The sequence below is a fragment of the Ruegeria marina genome (assembly GCF_900101475.1).
In the GTDB taxonomy this organism is placed as follows: domain Bacteria; phylum Pseudomonadota; class Alphaproteobacteria; order Rhodobacterales; family Rhodobacteraceae; genus Ruegeria_B; species Ruegeria_B marina.
The window spans coordinates 27,087-43,384 of sequence record NZ_FMZV01000020.1; the positions used below are offsets into that span (position 1 = coordinate 27,087).

17 protein-coding genes are annotated in these 16,298 nt (G+C 61.9%); all 17 read left to right on the forward strand.

All coding sequences use genetic code 11. From position 1 onward, the window contains the following. The first annotated feature begins 6 nt into the window (after nucleotides 1–6). Nucleotides 7–234 (forward strand): DUF5337 domain-containing protein, encoded by a 228-nt coding sequence (locus BLT75_RS20750; RefSeq protein ID WP_093036634.1) that lies wholly within the window; start codon nucleotides 7–9, stop codon nucleotides 232–234. 9 nt (nucleotides 235–243) lie between these two features. Continuing rightward, complete coding sequence (gene nuoF / locus BLT75_RS20755; RefSeq protein ID WP_093036637.1) at nucleotides 244–1,542, forward strand: NADH-quinone oxidoreductase subunit NuoF; 1,299 nt, start codon at nucleotides 244–246, stop codon at nucleotides 1,540–1,542. A gap of 5 nt (nucleotides 1,543–1,547) precedes the next feature. Next, nucleotides 1,548–1,928: a hypothetical protein gene (locus BLT75_RS20760; RefSeq protein WP_093036748.1), complete on the forward strand. Its 381-nt coding sequence runs from the start codon at nucleotides 1,548–1,550 to the stop codon at nucleotides 1,926–1,928. Nucleotides 1,929–2,026: 98 nt separating this feature from the next. Then, nucleotides 2,027–2,437, forward strand: a complete 411-nt coding sequence (locus BLT75_RS20765) for a DUF5333 domain-containing protein (protein WP_245706605.1) — start codon at nucleotides 2,027–2,029, stop codon at nucleotides 2,435–2,437. Nucleotides 2,438–2,440: 3 nt separating this feature from the next. Next, entirely contained in the window at nucleotides 2,441–4,456 is a 2,016-nt protein-coding gene (nuoG, locus tag BLT75_RS20770) for an NADH-quinone oxidoreductase subunit NuoG (protein WP_093036640.1), read from the forward strand. Beyond that, nucleotides 4,453–4,839, forward strand: coding sequence for a hypothetical protein (locus BLT75_RS20775; protein WP_093036643.1), 387 nt, complete (start codon nucleotides 4,453–4,455; stop codon nucleotides 4,837–4,839). The genes nuoG and BLT75_RS20775 overlap by 4 nt, the downstream gene beginning before the upstream one ends. A gap of 6 nt (nucleotides 4,840–4,845) precedes the next feature. Then, nucleotides 4,846–5,883 (forward strand): NADH-quinone oxidoreductase subunit NuoH, encoded by a 1,038-nt coding sequence (gene nuoH / locus BLT75_RS20780; protein ID WP_093036646.1) that lies wholly within the window; start codon nucleotides 4,846–4,848, stop codon nucleotides 5,881–5,883. 2 nt (nucleotides 5,884–5,885) lie between these two features. Further along, nucleotides 5,886–6,380, forward strand: coding sequence for an NADH-quinone oxidoreductase subunit NuoI (nuoI, locus tag BLT75_RS20785; protein ID WP_093036649.1), 495 nt, complete (start codon nucleotides 5,886–5,888; stop codon nucleotides 6,378–6,380). Continuing rightward, the gene (locus BLT75_RS20790) at nucleotides 6,377–6,799 is read left to right on the forward strand and encodes a carboxymuconolactone decarboxylase family protein (RefSeq protein ID WP_093036652.1); all 423 of its coding nucleotides are present in this window, start codon (nucleotides 6,377–6,379) and stop codon (nucleotides 6,797–6,799) included. The genes nuoI and BLT75_RS20790 overlap by 4 nt, the downstream gene beginning before the upstream one ends. Beyond that, a complete protein-coding gene (locus BLT75_RS20795) occupies nucleotides 6,796–7,398 on the forward strand; it encodes an NADH-quinone oxidoreductase subunit J (protein ID WP_093036655.1) in 603 nt (200 codons plus the stop codon). Before BLT75_RS20790 ends, BLT75_RS20795 begins: the two co-directional genes overlap by 4 nt. Before the next feature lie 148 nt (nucleotides 7,399–7,546). After that, the gene (gene nuoK / locus BLT75_RS20800) at nucleotides 7,547–7,852 is read left to right on the forward strand and encodes an NADH-quinone oxidoreductase subunit NuoK (protein WP_011048465.1); all 306 of its coding nucleotides are present in this window, start codon (nucleotides 7,547–7,549) and stop codon (nucleotides 7,850–7,852) included. 6 nt (nucleotides 7,853–7,858) lie between these two features. Then, nucleotides 7,859–10,003: an NADH-quinone oxidoreductase subunit L gene (nuoL, locus tag BLT75_RS20805; protein WP_093036658.1), complete on the forward strand. Its 2,145-nt coding sequence runs from the start codon at nucleotides 7,859–7,861 to the stop codon at nucleotides 10,001–10,003. Continuing rightward, nucleotides 10,003–11,544, forward strand: a complete 1,542-nt coding sequence (locus BLT75_RS20810; protein WP_093036754.1) for an NADH-quinone oxidoreductase subunit M — start codon at nucleotides 10,003–10,005, stop codon at nucleotides 11,542–11,544. Before nuoL ends, BLT75_RS20810 begins: the two co-directional genes overlap by 1 nt. A gap of 15 nt (nucleotides 11,545–11,559) precedes the next feature. Beyond that, on the forward strand, nucleotides 11,560–13,002 hold the full coding sequence (gene nuoN / locus BLT75_RS20815) for an NADH-quinone oxidoreductase subunit NuoN (RefSeq protein ID WP_093036661.1): 1,443 nt from the start codon (nucleotides 11,560–11,562) through the stop codon (nucleotides 13,000–13,002). A 57-nt stretch (nucleotides 13,003–13,059) separates the two neighbouring features. Then, nucleotides 13,060–13,809, forward strand: a complete 750-nt coding sequence (locus tag BLT75_RS20820) for a biotin--[acetyl-CoA-carboxylase] ligase (RefSeq protein WP_093036664.1) — start codon at nucleotides 13,060–13,062, stop codon at nucleotides 13,807–13,809. Nucleotides 13,810–13,821: 12 nt separating this feature from the next. Continuing rightward, nucleotides 13,822–14,601, forward strand: a complete 780-nt coding sequence (locus tag BLT75_RS20825) for a type III pantothenate kinase (protein WP_093036667.1) — start codon at nucleotides 13,822–13,824, stop codon at nucleotides 14,599–14,601. Beyond that, a complete protein-coding gene (locus BLT75_RS20830; protein WP_093036670.1) occupies nucleotides 14,598–16,265 on the forward strand; it encodes a ribonuclease J in 1,668 nt (555 codons plus the stop codon). The genes BLT75_RS20825 and BLT75_RS20830 overlap by 4 nt, the downstream gene beginning before the upstream one ends. Nucleotides 16,266–16,298: the final 33 nt, after the last annotated feature.

A 16,298-nucleotide genomic window follows, 5' to 3' on the forward strand; every position in this document is an offset into this window, starting at 1 on the left:
GGAAACATGGACGAGAAACTGGAACAGGTCATTGCCCGCAAGGGTCGCCATATCGCCTTGGTCATTGCCGTGACCATGGTGCTGTGGCTTGTCCTGTCTATGTTCATCGGTCCGGCGCTGGGGCTGCCGGACCGGTATGCGCTGCTCTTCGATTTCGCCGCGCTTGCCGGGTTCATCTATGCGGTGATCAACATTTTTCAACTCTGGCGCCTGCGTCAGGATAGCCAAAGGTAGGCAGGAAGCATGCTGAAGGATCAGGACCGGATCTTTACCAATCTCTACGGGATGCACGACCGCTCGCTGAAGGGCGCGATGGCGCGCGGCCACTGGGACGGAACCGCCGGGATAATCGCCAAGGGGCGGGACTGGATCATCCAGCAGATGAAGGACAGTGGCTTGCGCGGTCGTGGCGGCGCGGGTTTCCCGACCGGCTTGAAATGGTCCTTCATGCCCAAGGAAAGTGATGGCCGCCCGTCCTATCTGGTGGTCAATGCCGACGAATCCGAGCCGGGCACCTGCAAGGACCGGGAGATCATGCGCCACGATCCGCACACGCTGATCGAAGGCTGTCTGATCGCCAGTTTCGCGATGAACGCGAACGCCTGTTATATCTACATTCGCGGTGAATACATCCGCGAGCGCGAGGCCCTGCAGGCTGCCATTGACGAGGCTTATGACGCCGGCCTTCTGGGGCGGAACGCGGCCAAGTCGGGCTGGGATTTCGACCTCTATCTGCACCACGGTGCAGGGGCCTATATCTGCGGCGAGGAAACCGCCCTGATCGAAAGCCTCGAAGGCAAGAAGGGCATGCCCCGGATGAAGCCGCCGTTTCCGGCCGGCGCCGGTCTCTACGGCTGCCCCACGACCGTGAACAATGTCGAGTCGATTGCGGTCGTGCCGACCATCCTGCGGCGTGGTCCCGAGTGGTTCGCGGGTTTCGGCCGCGCCAACAACGCGGGCACCAAACTGTTCGCCATTTCCGGTCACGTGAACAACCCTTGCGTTGTCGAAGAGGCGATGTCGATTTCCTTCGAGGAACTGATCGAGACCCATTGCGGCGGTATTCGCGGCGGTTGGGACAACTTGCTTGCGGTGATCCCGGGCGGCTCGTCGGTGCCCTGCGTGCGCGGGGAAAAGATGAAGGACGCCATCATGGACTTCGACTACCTGCGCGGCGAACTGGGCTCGGGCCTGGGCACAGCGGCGGTGATCGTGATGGATAAATCAACCGATATCGTGAAGGCGATCTGGCGCCTGAGCAAGTTCTACAAGCATGAAAGCTGCGGCCAGTGCACTCCCTGCCGCGAAGGGACCGGCTGGATGATGCGGGTGATGGATCGCCTGGTGAAAGGCGAGGCCGCGATCGAGGAAATCGACATGCTCTGGGATGTGACCAAGCAAGTCGAAGGCCATACGATCTGCGCGCTTGGCGATGCGGCCGCCTGGCCGATCCAGGGCCTGATCCGGAACTTCCGCGACGAAATCGAAGATCGGATCAAGGCGCAGAAGTCGCGCCGCATGGGCGCGATGGCGGCGGAGTGATCGGGATGGGCGGCGAAAGCATTTCCATGTCCGGGCGGAAGGGACGGCTCGTGCTGGCCGGCCTGATCTGTGCCGTAGTGGTAACCACCGGTTGCTCGGGCCAGAAGCGCGAGAACAGGATGCTTTTCAACGGCTATTATTTTCCGGTCAAGGCAAAGGCGATCGACAAGAAAGTCAGTCTCGCCGATTTCACAGTCACCGTCGACAAGGCCAGCCAGTCACCGGATGACGCGCGCGAAGCCGGACGGCACGGCGGGACTGTCTATTGCATCTCCAATTACGGCACGTCGGAAATCGAGTGGTCTCTCGGCCCCGATAGCGACCCGGCGCAATTGCGCATCGTGGATGACAAGTTCACTTTCAGCGGAACTTGCCAGCGGCCATGAAGCGGGGCTCGGCATATCCCTGCCGATCCGGCGCGGTGTTATTGAATAACGCCCCCGGTGCGTATCGGTCTGGAGCATCCAGACTGAAAGGACATGTCATGCCCAAACTTGCAATGACAGCACTTGCAACCTGCTTGTGCCTGGGGGCCGTGGCCGTAGCCGCGGCGAAACCTCCGCTGCGCGAGGTGCCCGAAATCGCTGACGGGATCTTTACCATCGTGGTGGCAAACGAAATCCGCAAGAAATGTGACGAGATAGATGGCCGCATTTTCAAGGGGATCGGAGAGATTCGGCGCCTGCGGGCGCGGGCGAACGAACTTGGCTATTCGGATGCCGAGATCCGCGCGGTGCTCGACTCTGACGAGGAAAAGGAACGGATGCGTGCACGCGGACGCGTCTACATGGCCGGCAAGGGCCTCGATTATGACAAGCCGGGCGACCTGTGCCGTTTGGGCCGGCTTGAAATCACGAACAAAAGCGCAATCGGCGCGCTACTGAGGGCGAATTAGATCATGTCTGACCTCCGCAAGATAAACATCGACGGGCACGAGATCGAAGTCGACGGGGCCATGACCCTGATTCAGGCCTGCGAAGTGGCCGGGATCGAGGTGCCGCGCTTCTGCTACCACGAACGTCTCAGCATCGCGGGCAACTGCCGGATGTGCCTGGTCGAGGTCGTGGGTGGCCCGCCCAAGCCCGCCGCGTCTTGCGCCATGCAGGTGCGCGACCTGCGCCCCGGTCCCGAAGGCCAGCCGCCTATGGTCAAGACCAACTCGCCCATGGTCAAGAAGGCGCGCGAAGGCGTGATGGAGTTCCTGTTGATCAACCATCCGCTCGATTGCCCGATCTGCGATCAGGGTGGGGAATGCGATCTGCAGGACCAGGCCATGGCCTATGGCGTCGATTTCAGCCGCTTTCGCGAGGCCAAGCGCGCGGTGGACGATCTGAACCTTGGCCCGCTGGTCGAGACGCACATGACGCGCTGCATCTCGTGCACCCGCTGCGTGCGCTTCACGACCGAGGTGGCCGGCATCACCCAGATGGGCCAGACCGGGCGCGGCGAGGATGCCGAGATCACCTCTTACCTGAACGAGACACTCGATTCGAACCTGCAAGGCAATATCATCGACCTGTGCCCCGTCGGAGCACTGACGTCGAAACCCTATGCGTTCACCGCCCGTCCCTGGGAACTGACCAAGACCGAGACCATCGACGTGATGGATGCGCTGGGATCGAACATCCGGGTCGACACCAAGGGGCGCGAGGTCATGCGCATCCTGCCGCGCAACCATGACGGCGTGAACGAGGAGTGGATTTCCGACAAGACGCGCTTTGTCTGGGACGGCCTGCGCCGCCAGCGGCTGGACAAGCCCTATGTGCGCGAGAACGGCAAGCTGCGGCCGGCCAGCTGGTCCGAGGCGTTGGGTGTCGCGGCTGCCGCGATGAAAGGCAGGAAGATCGCTGGCCTCGTTGGTGATCTGGTCCCGGTCGAGGCCGCTTTCGCCCTTAAGCAGCTGGTCGAGGGACAGGGCGGCAAAGTGGAATGCCGGGTCGACAACGCCCGTCTCGCCATTGGAAACCGCTCGGCATATGTCGGAACTGCCCGGATCGAGGATATCGACTCCTCTCGCGCCATCTTGCTGGTCGGCACCAATCCGCGCGACGAAGCGCCGGTTCTGAACGCGCGCATTCGCAAGGCCTGGGCCAAGGGCGCAAGCGTGGGTGTCGTCGGTCAGGCCGTTGATCTGACGTATGAATACGATCATGTCGGCGCCGGCCGCGACGCGCTGGAAAAGGTTGCGGCCGATGCGCATGACATTGCCGACAAGAACCCGCTGATCATCGTGGGACAGGGTGCGCTGCGCGAGGCCGATGGACTGGCCGTCATGGCCAAGGTTCAGGAGATCGCGGCCAAGTCGGGCGCGGGTGTGCTAGTGTTGCACACAGCGGCGGGTCGTGTGGGTGCCATGGACATCGGCGCGGTGACCGAGGGCGGCATCGAGGCCGCCATCGAGGGTGCCGAAGTGATCTACAATCTGGGGGCCGACGAGGTCGAGACCGCCGCCGGTGCCTTCGTGATCTACCAGGGCAGTCACGGGGATCGGGGCGCGCATCGCGCCGACGTGATCCTCCCCGGTGCCGCATACACCGAGGAAAACGGGCTCTTCGTGAACACCGAAGGCCGCCCGCAACTGGCGATGCGCGCCGGATTCGCCCCGGGCGAGGCAAAGGAGAACTGGGCGATCCTGCGCGCGCTGAGCGCCGAGCTTGGCGCCACGCTGCCTTTCGACAGCCTGGCCCAATTGCGTCAGGCGCTGGTCGCCGAGGTGCCGCATCTGGCACAGGTGGACTGCGTCGCCGAAAACGAGGTGCAGATGCTTGAGTCCGGTCCGCTGGGCGACGCAAGTTTCCGCAATGCGGTGGACGATTTCTACCTGACCAACCCGATCGCGCGCGCCAGCACCCTGATGGCCGAGCTTTCTGCCATGGCCAAGGCGCGCCACGCGGAGAAGATTGCCGCCGAATGACCCGTCTCGCAGTCATATCGCCCCTGATCCTGATGGCCTGCGCCAACCCGGCGCAGGACTACGTGTCGCGTTTTGCGCCCCAGTACATGGGCGTCGAGACCGCGCTTCTGGAAGGCGATCTGGTGCAGTTCGGGGTACGGATGAGCGGTGCACGCGGTCCGGCCGATCTGGACGATTATGCCGAATGCGCGGCAGCTCAATACGCCCTGATCCGGGGCTACGGGTTTGCGCGGCATTTGCGCACGAATGTGAACGAAAAGGGTGGCGTGTGGGCAGCGGATGCTGTTTACACCATCTCGCCATCCCTGCCGCGCGGGGCAAAGACCATTGACGCCGAAGTCGTGGTCGCGCACTGCGCCGAAAACGGAATACCTACGGTGTGAGGACCTATGGCTGAATTCTTTAACACCCCAGGCGGCATAGCCCTGATCATCCTGGCGCAAGTGCTTGCAGTTGTTGCCTTTGTGATGATCTCGCTGCTCTTCCTCGTCTATGGGGACCGCAAGATCTGGGCCGCTGTCCAGATGCGCCGCGGCCCGAACGTGGTGGGCGTCTATGGCTTGCTGCAATCGGTGGCCGACGCGCTGAAATACGTGGTCAAGGAAGTGGTCATTCCCGCCGGAGCCGACCGGACGGTGTTCATCCTCGCGCCGTTGACCTCTTTCGTTCTGGCGATGATCGCCTGGGCGGTGATCCCGTTCAACGACGGTTGGGTTCTCAGCGATATCAACGTCGCCATTCTCTATGTATTCGCGGTCTCGTCTCTCGAGGTCTACGGTGTGATCATGGGCGGTTGGGCGTCGAACTCGAAATATCCGTTCCTGGGCAGCCTGCGCTCTGCCGCGCAGATGATCTCGTACGAGGTTTCCATCGGCCTGATCATCATCGGGGTCATCCTGTCGACCGGGTCGATGAACTTCGGCGATATCGTGCGGGCGCAGGACACCGACTGGGGTTTCTTCGGCTGGTACTGGCTGCCGCATTTCCCGATGGTCTTCCTGTTCTTCATCTCGGCGCTGGCCGAGACCAACCGCCCGCCCTTCGATCTGCCCGAGGCGGAATCGGAACTGGTGGCGGGCTATCAGGTGGAATATTCGGCAACGCCCTTCCTGCTGTTCATGGCCGGTGAGTACATCGCCATCTTCCTGATGTGCGCGCTCACCTCGCTGCTGTTCTTCGGCGGCTGGCTGTCGCCCATTCCGGGCCTGCCCGACGGGGTGCTGTGGATGGTCGCCAAGATGGCGTTCTTCTTCTTCCTCTTTGCAATGGTCAAGGCGATCACACCCCGCTACCGGTATGACCAGTTGATGCGGCTGGGCTGGAAAGTCTTCCTGCCGTTCAGCCTGGTCTGGGTGGTCTTCGTGGCCTTTGCGGCGAAATTCGACTGGTTCTGGGGCCTGTTCGCCCGCTGGACCGTGGGGGGCTGATCATGGCGAATATCGACTATACCCGCGCCGCCAAATATTTCCTGCTTCAGGATTTTTGGGGCGGCATGAAACTGGGGCTGAAATACTTCTTCGCCCCCAAGGCGACTTTGAACTATCCGCATGAAAAGGGGCCGCTTTCCCCCCGGTTCCGTGGCGAGCACGCGCTGCGCCGCTATCCCAATGGCGAGGAACGCTGCATCGCCTGCAAGCTCTGCGAGGCGATCTGTCCGGCGCAGGCGATCACCATCGACGCCGAACCGCGAGCGGACGGCTCCCGCCGCACCACGCGCTATGACATAGACATGACGAAATGCATCTACTGCGGCTTCTGCCAGGAGGCCTGCCCGGTCGATGCCATCGTCGAGGGGCCGAATTTCGAGTTTGCCACCGAAACCCGCGAAGAGCTGTTCTATGACAAGGAAAAGCTCCTGTCGAACGGCGACCGCTGGGAGGCCGAGATCGCCCGCAACCTGGAACTGGATGCGCCCTACCGATGACCGATACGCCGAAAAATCCGTTCGAGATCATGCTCGCCCAAGCCCATGACATGGCCAAGGCTTTCAATCCGGCATTGGAGAACTTCTCTCCTTCCGAGGCCTTCAAAGGGTTCGAGGCAATGTGGCCCAAAATGCCGAAAGAGGTCATGGAACTGATGTTCGGCAATACCCTCAACAAGGACGGGCTGGATGCCAAGACCCGGCTGCTGTTGACGCTGGCCGGGCTCACCTGCCAGGGCGCGCAGGCCGACACCGCCGTGCGCCAGACCGTGCGCCACGCGCTGGAAGCGGGGGCCAGAAAACAAGAGATCGTGGAAACGATCGGACAGATGTCGGTCTTTGCCGGCATTCCCGCCATGACCCGCGCGCTGAACCTCGCGCAGGAAGTCATGGGCGACAAGGGGGAGGATGATCAATGAGCGTGTTTGCCTTTTACCTCTTTGCCATCAGCGCAATCGCTGGCGGGCTGTTCACGGTGATCAGTCGCCAGCCGGTGCACTCGGTGCTGTGGCTCATCCTGGCCTTCATCTCGTCGGCGGGCCTGTTCGTGCTGCTGGGGGCCGAGTTCGTGGCCATGTTGCTGGTGATCGTCTATGTCGGCGCGGTCGCGGTGCTGTTCCTCTTCGTCGTGATGATGCTGGACGTGGATTTCGCCGAGTTGAAGGCGGAGATGGCGCGCTATATGCCGCTGGCGCTGCTGATCGGGCTGGTGATCCTGATGCAGTTCGTCATGGCCTATGGCGCCTGGGAAACCGCACATGGGGCAACTGGGCATCTGGCGCAGCCGGTGCCTGCCGACCGGCACAACACCGAGGCGCTGGGGCTGATCATCTATGACCAGTATTTCCTGCTGTTCCAGCTGGCGGGGCTGATCCTGCTGGTCGCCATGATCGGCGCCATCGTGCTGACCCTGCGCCACCGCCAGGACGTCAAGCGCCAGGACGTCGTCGCGCAGATGATGCGCGACCCGGCGAAGGCGATGGAACTGAAGGACGTGAAACCGGGGCAGGGGCTGTGAGTGCTGGAACTGGCGCATAGCACATTTGCCCTTATCGGGTTGGCCGGTTTGGGCGGCCTTTGGGTGATAAAGGCCACAGCGGGCTATAGCGGCCTGCGCTGGCTGAGAGAAAGAAGACTTGGGACCAAAGGGACCAGAGGATAAGTGGATGATCGGACTTGAACATTACCTGACTGTCGCGGCGACGCTGTTCGTCATCGGCATTTTCGGGCTCTTTTTGAACCGCAAGAACGTGATCGTCCTGCTGATGAGCATTGAACTCATGCTTCTGGCGGTGAACATCAACCTGGTGGCCTTTTCGTCCTTTCTGGGTGATCTGGTGGGGCAGGTGTTCACGCTCTTCGTACTGACGGTCGCCGCTGCCGAGGCCGCGATCGGCTTGGCCATCCTGGTCTGTTTCTTCCGCAACCGCGGCACCATCGACGTCGAAGACGTCAACGTGATGAAGGGGTAAGAGATCATGGAAACGACCATCCTCTTTGCCCCGCTGGTGGGCGCCATCCTCTGCGGCTTCGGCTGGAAGTTCATCGGTGAAAAGGCCGCCATGTGGACCGCCACCGGCCTGTTGTTCCTGGCCTGCGCGCTCAGCTGGATCGTGTTCCTTGGCTTTGACGGCCATACACAGCAGATCGAGATCCTGCGCTGGATCGAAAGCGGCTCGCTCTCGACCTCCTGGGCCATCCGGCTCGACCGGCTGACCGCGATCATGCTGATCGTGGTTACGACCGTTTCGGCGCTCGTGCATCTCTACAGCTTCGGCTACATGGATCACGACCCGCAATGGCGGACCGGCGAAAGCTACAAGCCGCGCTTCTTTGCCTATCTCAGCTTCTTCACCTTCGCCATGCTGATGCTGGTGACGGCGGACAACCTGGTGCAGATGTTCTTTGGCTGGGAAGGCGTCGGCGTCGCCTCCTACCTGCTGATCGGCTTCTACTATCGCAAGCCGTCGGCCAACGCGGCGGCGATCAAGGCCTTCATCGTCAACCGTGTCGGCGATTTCGGTTTTGCGCTCGGCATCTTTGCCCTGTTCTTCCTGGTCGACAGCATCAACTTCTCCGACATCTTCGCGGCCACGCCGACGCTGGCCGAAACTCAGGTGACCTTCCTGTGGCGTGAATGGAACGCGGCAGAGGTGATCGGCGTATTGCTCTTTATCGGTGCGATGGGCAAATCCGCGCAGCTGCTGCTGCACACCTGGTTGCCCGACGCGATGGAAGGCCCGACCCCGGTGTCCGCGCTGATCCACGCCGCCACCATGGTGACCGCAGGCGTGTTCCTGGTCTGCCGGATGTCGCCGCTTTACGAATTCGCGCCGGGTGCGGCCGGGTTCATCACCGTGCTGGGCGCCACAACCGCGTTCTTTGCGGCAACCGTGGGTCTGGTGCAAACCGACATCAAGCGGGTGATCGCCTATTCGACCTGCTCGCAGCTGGGCTACATGTTCGTGGCGGCGGGCGTGGGCATGTATTCGGCGGCGATGTTTCACCTGTTTACCCATGCCTTCTTCAAGGCGCTTCTGTTCCTTGGCGCCGGCTCGGTCATCCATGCGATGCATCACGAGCAGGACATGATGAACTATGGCGCGCTGCGCAAGAAGATCCCCTACACCTTCTGGGCGATGATGGTCGGTACCCTGGCCATCACCGGTGTCGGCATCCCGCTGACCACCATTGGTTTTGCCGGGTTCCTGTCCAAGGACGCGATCATCGAAAGCGCCTATGCAGGTGGCTCGGGATACGGGTTCTGGCTGCTGGTTATCGCGGCGTTCATGACGTCCTTCTACAGCTGGCGGCTGATGTTCCTGACCTTCTATGGCAAGGCACGCGGCGACAAGCACACGCATGACCACGCGCATGAAAGCCCCAGGGTGATGCTGGTGCCGCTTGGCGTGCTCAGCCTTGGCGCCGTGTTTGCCGGTATGATCTGGTATGGCCAGTTCTTCGGCCATGCCGATCAGGTGGGCAAGTTCTACGGCATCCCGGTGGCCGAGGCCGCCGCAGGCGGTCAGGACACCGCGCATGGGGCCTCGGACAGCGATCAGGTCACCACCGGCGAGACCAGCCACGGCAACGCCGATGCCGGTCACGGCGACGAAGCGGCACATGGAAAGGCCGACGGCGAGCATCATGCAAGTTTCGCCGGAGCTCCGGGCGAGGGCGCGCTCTATTTCGGCCCGGACAACCATGTGCTGGACGATGCCCACGCGGCCCCGAAATGGGTCAAGGTCTCGCCCTTCATCGCCATGGTGCTGGGTCTGGCGCTGGCCTATCTGTTCTACATCGCCAATCCCGAGCTGCCCAAGAAATTGGCTGCCAACCAGCGTCCACTCTACCTGTTCCTCAAGAACAAGTGGTATTTCGACGAGATCTACGATGCCATCTTTGTCCGCCCTGCGCTGGCTCTGGGCCGCTTGCTGTGGAAACGCGGTGACGGCGGCACGATCGACGGCTTCCTGAACGGCGTCGCCATGGGCGTGGTGCCCTATTTCACCCGCCTCGCGGGCAAGGCGCAGTCGGGCTACATCTTCACTTACGCTTTCTGGATGGTCCTGGGCATCGCCGCCCTGATCACTTGGATGTCGATCGGCGGGGGCGCACACTGATGGACAATATCCTTTCCATTGTCACCTTCATCCCGGCGCTGGCCGCGGCAATCCTGGCCGTGTTCCTGCGGGGAGAGGACGCCGCCGCACAGCGCAATGCCAAATGGGTGGCGCTGTTTGCGACAACCGTGACCTTCCTTGTGTCGATCGGCATCTATACCGGGTTCGATCCCAACAACACCGGCTTCCAGATGGTGGAAGAGGCCGAATGGCTGATGGGCCTGAAATACAAGATGGGCGTCGACGGGATCAGCGTGCTCTTCGTGCTGCTGACCACGTTCATCATGCCGCTGACCATCCTGGCCAGTTGGGAGGTGACGACCCGCGTCAAGGAATACATGATCGCGTTCCTGCTGCTGGAGACGCTCATGCTGGGCGTGTTCATGGCGCTCGACCTCGTGCTGTTCTACCTGTTCTTCGAGGCAGGGTTGATCCCGATGTTCCTGATCATCGGGATCTGGGGCGGCAAGGACCGCATCTATGCCAGCTTCAAGTTCTTCCTCTACACCTTCCTCGGTTCGGTGCTGATGCTGGTGGCGATGGTCGCCATGTATGTGGATGCGGGCACCACCGATATCGCGCTGCTGCTGAAGCACCAGTTCTCGTCCGAGAGCTTCAGCATCCTGGGCGTGCATGTGCTGGGCGGGGCGCAGACCCTGATGTTCATCGCCTTCTTTGCCTCGTTCGCCGTCAAGATGCCGATGTGGCCGGTGCATACCTGGTTGCCCGATGCCCACGTGCAGGCCCCGACCGCCGGTTCGGTGGTTCTGGCCGCGATCCTGCTCAAGATGGGCGGTTACGGCTTCCTGCGCTTCTCGCTGCCGATGTTCCCGGTGGGAGCCGAGGTGATGACCGACGTGATCCTCTGGATGTCGGCCATCGCTGTCGTCTACACCTCGCTGGTGGCGATGGTGCAGGAGGACATGAAGAAGCTGATCGCCTATTCCTCGGTCGCGCATATGGGCTTTGTCACCATGGGCATCTTTGCCGCCAACCAGCAGGGGGTAGACGGGGCGATCTTCCAGATGCTCAGCCACGGCTTCATCTCGGCGGCGCTGTTCCTTTGCGTCGGCGTCATCTATGACCGGATGCACACCCGTGACATCGATGCCTATGGCGGTCTGGTGAACCGGATGCCGACCTACGCCCGTGTGTTCATGCTGTTCACCATGGCCAATGTGGGCCTGCCCGGCACCAGCGGTTTCATTGGTGAATTCCTGACCCTGATGGGCACCTTCCAGAAAAACACCTGGGTTGCGGCTGTCGCCGCCTCGGGCGTGATCTTCTCAGCGGGCTATGCGCTGTGGCTCTATCGCCGGGTGGTGTTCGGGGATCTGATCAAGGAAAGCCTGAAGGCGATTACCGACATGACCTCGCGCGAGCGCGCCATCTTCGCGCCGCTGATCGTGATGACCATTCTTCTGGGGGTCTATCCCTCGCTGGTCACCGATATCATCGGCCCGTCGACCGCCGCGCTGATTTCGAACTTTGACACGGCCCTGGCCGCGGCCGAGACCGCGACCCAGGTCGCATCGCATTAAGGGAGCTTTGGGAAAATGATCCAGGCTGATCTGTACATTATCCTGCCCGAGATCGTTCTGGCGCTCTATGCGATGGCGGCGCTGCTGGGGGCTGTTTATACAACTAAGGACGGGCTGGGCCCGCTTCTGGTCTGGGCGACGGCGGCGCTGATGGCGGTGCTGGCGATCTGGATTGCGACGCAAGAGACCGGAACCCGGGTGGCCTTCGGCGGCATGTTCGTAGATGATGCCTTTGCACGCTTTGCCAAGGTAGCGATACTGCTCTCGGCCGGAGCCGTCCTCCTGATGAGTCAGGATTACATGGCGCGGCGCGGGCTCCTGCGTTTCGAGTATCCTCTCCTGGTGGCCCTGGCTACGGTCGGGATGATGATGATGGTCAGCTCGGGCGATCTGATGTCGCTCTACATGGGGCTCGAACTGCAATCGCTGGCGCTCTATGTGGTCGCATCGCTGCGCCGCGACAGCGTCAAGTCGACCGAGGCAGGTCTGAAGTACTTCGTGCTGGGCGCGCTGAGTTCCGGTCTGCTGCTCTACGGCGCCTCGCTGGTCTATGGCTACACCGGGACCACGCTGTTCTCGGGCATCCTGGCCAGCGCTCATCATGGCGAAGTGTCGATCGGGCTGCTCTTTGGCCTGACCTTCCTGATCTCGGGTCTGGCCTTCAAGGTGTCGGCAGTGCCGTTCCACATGTGGACGCCGGACGTCTACGAAGGTTCGCCCACCCCGATCACCGCCTTCTTCGCCACCGCGCCCAAGGTTGCGGCGATGGGTCTGTTCGCGCGGCTCATGTTCGATGCCTTCGGCAATGCGGTCAGCGACTGGCAGCAGGTTCTTGTGGTGCTGTCGGTGCTCAGCATGTTCCTGGGCGCTGTGGCCGCGATCGGGCAGCGCAACATCAAGCGGCTGATGGCCTTCTCTTCCATCGCGCATATGGGCTATGCGCTGATCGGTCTGGCCGCCGGCACGCAAGCGGGCGTTCAGGCGATGCTGGTCTATCTTGCCATTTACGTCACCATGAATGTCGGCACTTTTGCCTTCATCCTGATGATGGAGCGCGATGGCCAGCCGGTTGTCGACATAGACGCGCTGCGGCAGTTCTCGCGTCGCGATCCGGGCAAGGCAGCAGCGGTACTGATCCTGATGTTCAGCCTGGCGGGCGTGCCGCCGATGCTGGGCTTCTTTGCGAAGCTGGGCGTATGGCAGGCCGGTGTCGATGCCGGGCTGATGGGGCTTGTGGTCGCCTCGGCCGTCGCTTCGGTCATCGGCGCCTTCTATTATCTGCGCATCGTCTTCTACATGTATTTCGGTGCCGAGAACGAAGAACCGATCGACACCCACTCTTCGCCTGTTCTGTGGACGGCGCTGATGGGATCCGCGGCACTCATGCTGGTGGGGCTCTTCTACCAGTTCGGGGTCGAGGGCGCGGCAGCGGCCGCGGCGGCAACACTTGTCAACTGATTCCGTGTCACAACCAACAAAGGGAGGCTCGGTCGCAGGACCGGGCCTTTTTGTCCGATGAGCGAATGGCCGCAAGGCTACGGGAAACGGGTGCTGGACGAAGTCGACAGCACCCTGAACGAGGCGAACCGGATCGCGGCGTCTCTGGCCGGACCGGAATGGATCATGGCGCGGCGCCAGACTGCCGCGCGCGGGCGTCGTGGCCGGACCTGGGTGCAGCCTGCCGGAAATCTTGCGGCGACGCTGGTCTTGCGGCCGGTGGGCGAGGCCGGGCAGGTGGCTCTACGCAGTTTTGTCGCGTCGCTGGCGTTATTTGATGCCTGTGTCTCGGTCACCGGCAGGGCCGAAGGGCTGGCCCTTAAATGGCCCAACGATGTTCTGCTGAATGGCGGAAAACTGGCGGGCATCCTGCTGGAAAGTTCTGGCCATGGAACTGGCGTGGCGCACCTTGCCATTGGTATCGGCGTGAACCTGGCTGACGCCCCCGGTGCCGATGCGGTAGAACCGGGCGCGGTCCGGCCCGTGTCGCTCCTTTCGGAAACAGGTCTGCGGGTTGAGCCCGAAATGTTCCTGACCGAACTCGCCGCAGCATATGCCCGGTACGAGGCGCAGTTCGAGACATATGGTTTTGCCCCGATCCGCAGCGCCTGGCTGGCCCGGGCCGCCCGTCTGGGCGAAGTGATCACCGCGCGTACCGCAACGTCCGAGACGGTGGGAACTTTCGAAACTGTGGACGCGGATGGTAACCTTGTCCTACACACCGCTCATGGCCGCGTCAGCATTCCGGCAGCGGACGTCTATTATTAGGAGAGTTGGATCATGCTTCTGGCCATTGATTGCGGTAATACCAATACCGTGTTCTCGATCTGGGATGGTGAGAAATTCCTGTGTACGCTCAGGACTTCGACCCATCACGCTCGGACAGCGGACGCCTATTTCACCTGGTTCTCGACCCTGATCAAACATTACGGGATCGAAGCCGACATAACGGATGTGATCATCTCTTCGACCGTGCCACGGGTGGTGTTCAACCTGCGTGTCTTTTCTGACCGGTTCTTCGGGTGCCGCCCTTTGGTGGTCGGAAAACCCGAATGCCTGCTGCCCACCGCGCCGCGTGTCGATGCCGGAACCGCAGTCGGGCCGGACCGGCTTGTCAACGCGGCTGGTGCCTTTGACCGCCACGGGGGCAACAAGATCGTCGTCGATTTCGGTACGGCCACAACCTTCGACGTGGTCGATGACGATGGGGCCTATGTTGGTGGCGTCATTGCGCCGGGCGTCAACCTGAGCCTTGAGGCGCTGCACATGGCGGCAGCGGCGCTGCCGCATGTGGACATCGCCAAGCCACAGGCGGTCATCGGAACCAATACAGTGGCCTGCATGCAATCGGGGGTTTTCTGGGGATACGTCGGGCTTGTCAAGGAAATCTGCGCGCGTATCAAGGCCGAGCGCAACCGCGACATGCAGGTCATCGCGACCGGTGGCCTGGCGGCACTGTTTCAGCAAAGCGAAATTCTGTTCGATATATTCGAGGACGACCTGACGATGCACGGTCTGACCGTGATCCATCGCTACAACAAGGAAAACGGGACCGCATGAGCCGTGAAAGACTGATCTACCTTCCTCTGGGAGGCGCCGGCGAGATCGGCATGAACGCCTATGTCTACGGATACGGCAAGCCGGGTGAGGAACGGCTGATCCTTGTCGATCTGGGGGTGGCTTTTTCCGACATGGATACGTCTCCGGGTGTGGATCTGATCTGGGCGGACATTTCCTGGTTGAAGGAGAACGTTGACCGGCTGGAGGCCATCTTCATAACCCATGCGCACGAAGACCACGTGGGCGCAGTGGCCCATTGCCATGAGGCACTGCGCGCCCCGATCTACGCGCGGACCTTTACCGCGAACATTGCGCGGCGCAAGATGGACGAGCTTGGCCATCCCGCGGACACCGTAACGACGGCCTCGGCCTGGCCCGAAACGATCAAGGCGGGACCGTTCACCGTCGGTTTCCTACCGGTTTCCCATTCCATTCCCGAAAGCGCGGGCCTGGTCATAGACACGCCGGCAGGACGCATCGTGCACACCGGAGATTTCAAGCTGGATCCCGAACCGATGGTCGGCGAAGCCTTTGATCCCGATCTGTGGGGCGAGATCGGCAAGGGTGGCGTGCGCGCGCTGGTGTGCGACTCCACCAACGTGTTCTCCCCCAATCCCGGCCGCTCCGAGGCCGAGGTGGGACCCGAGATCATCAAGCTGGTTGCGGGGGCATCCGGTATGGTGGTGGCCACCACTTTTGCGTCGAACGTGGCCCGTGTGCGGACACTTGCAGAGGCAGGGATACGTGCCGGGCGTTCGGTGGTCCTGCTCGGTCGCGCCATGCGGCGCATGATCGAAGCTTCGATCGAAACCGGTGTCCTGACCGACTTTCCGAGCGTGCTCAGCGCCGAAGAGGCGCAGGATGTTCCCCGAGATCACCTGATGCTTATCGTGACCGGCAGCCAGGGCGAGCGACGTGCCGCCAGCGCGCAACTGGCGCGCGGCAAGTACCGCGGCCTGGAGATGACAGAAGGTGATCTGTTCCTGTTTTCGTCCAAGACTATTCCGGGCAACGAGAAGGACGTCATTCGCATCATCAACCAACTGTCCGAAAAGGGCGTGGATGTGGTCGATGACAGTTCAGGGCTTTATCACGTTTCTGGTCACGCCAATCGCCCCGATCTGGAACGGATGCATGCGCTTGTCGATCCTCAGATGGTGATCCCTATGCATGGCGAACACCGTCATTTGCGCGAACATGCGCGCCTTGCCGAGGCGGGTGGCCGCCAGGGGGTAGTCGCCGTGAATGGTACAATGCTGGACCTCTCTGGCAATGCGCCGGTGGTGGCGGGCCATGTGGAAACCGGCCGCACCTATCTGGATGGCACCATCCAGGTCGGCGCGCTTGACGGGGTGGTCCGCGACCGGATCCGGATGGCGCTGAACGGGCACGTGACGGTAACGGTGATCCTCGACGAAGAGGACGAGCCGCTGGGTGAGCCGTGGTGCGACTTGATCGGCCTTCCCGAGATCGGTTCGTCGAATGCGCCTCTGGTCGAGGTGATGGAAGAGGACCTGAACCAGTTTCTGATGCGCTCCAACCAGAAGACCCTGCGTGATGACGACCGGCTGGAAGAGGCCCTGAAGCGCATCGCACGCCAGACCGCGCAAAGCGAGTTGGGAAAGAAGCCGGAAGTGACCGTGGTGATCAGCCGGATGCGCTGAGCGGGAACGGGACAAGGTCCTGAAAAGGATCTT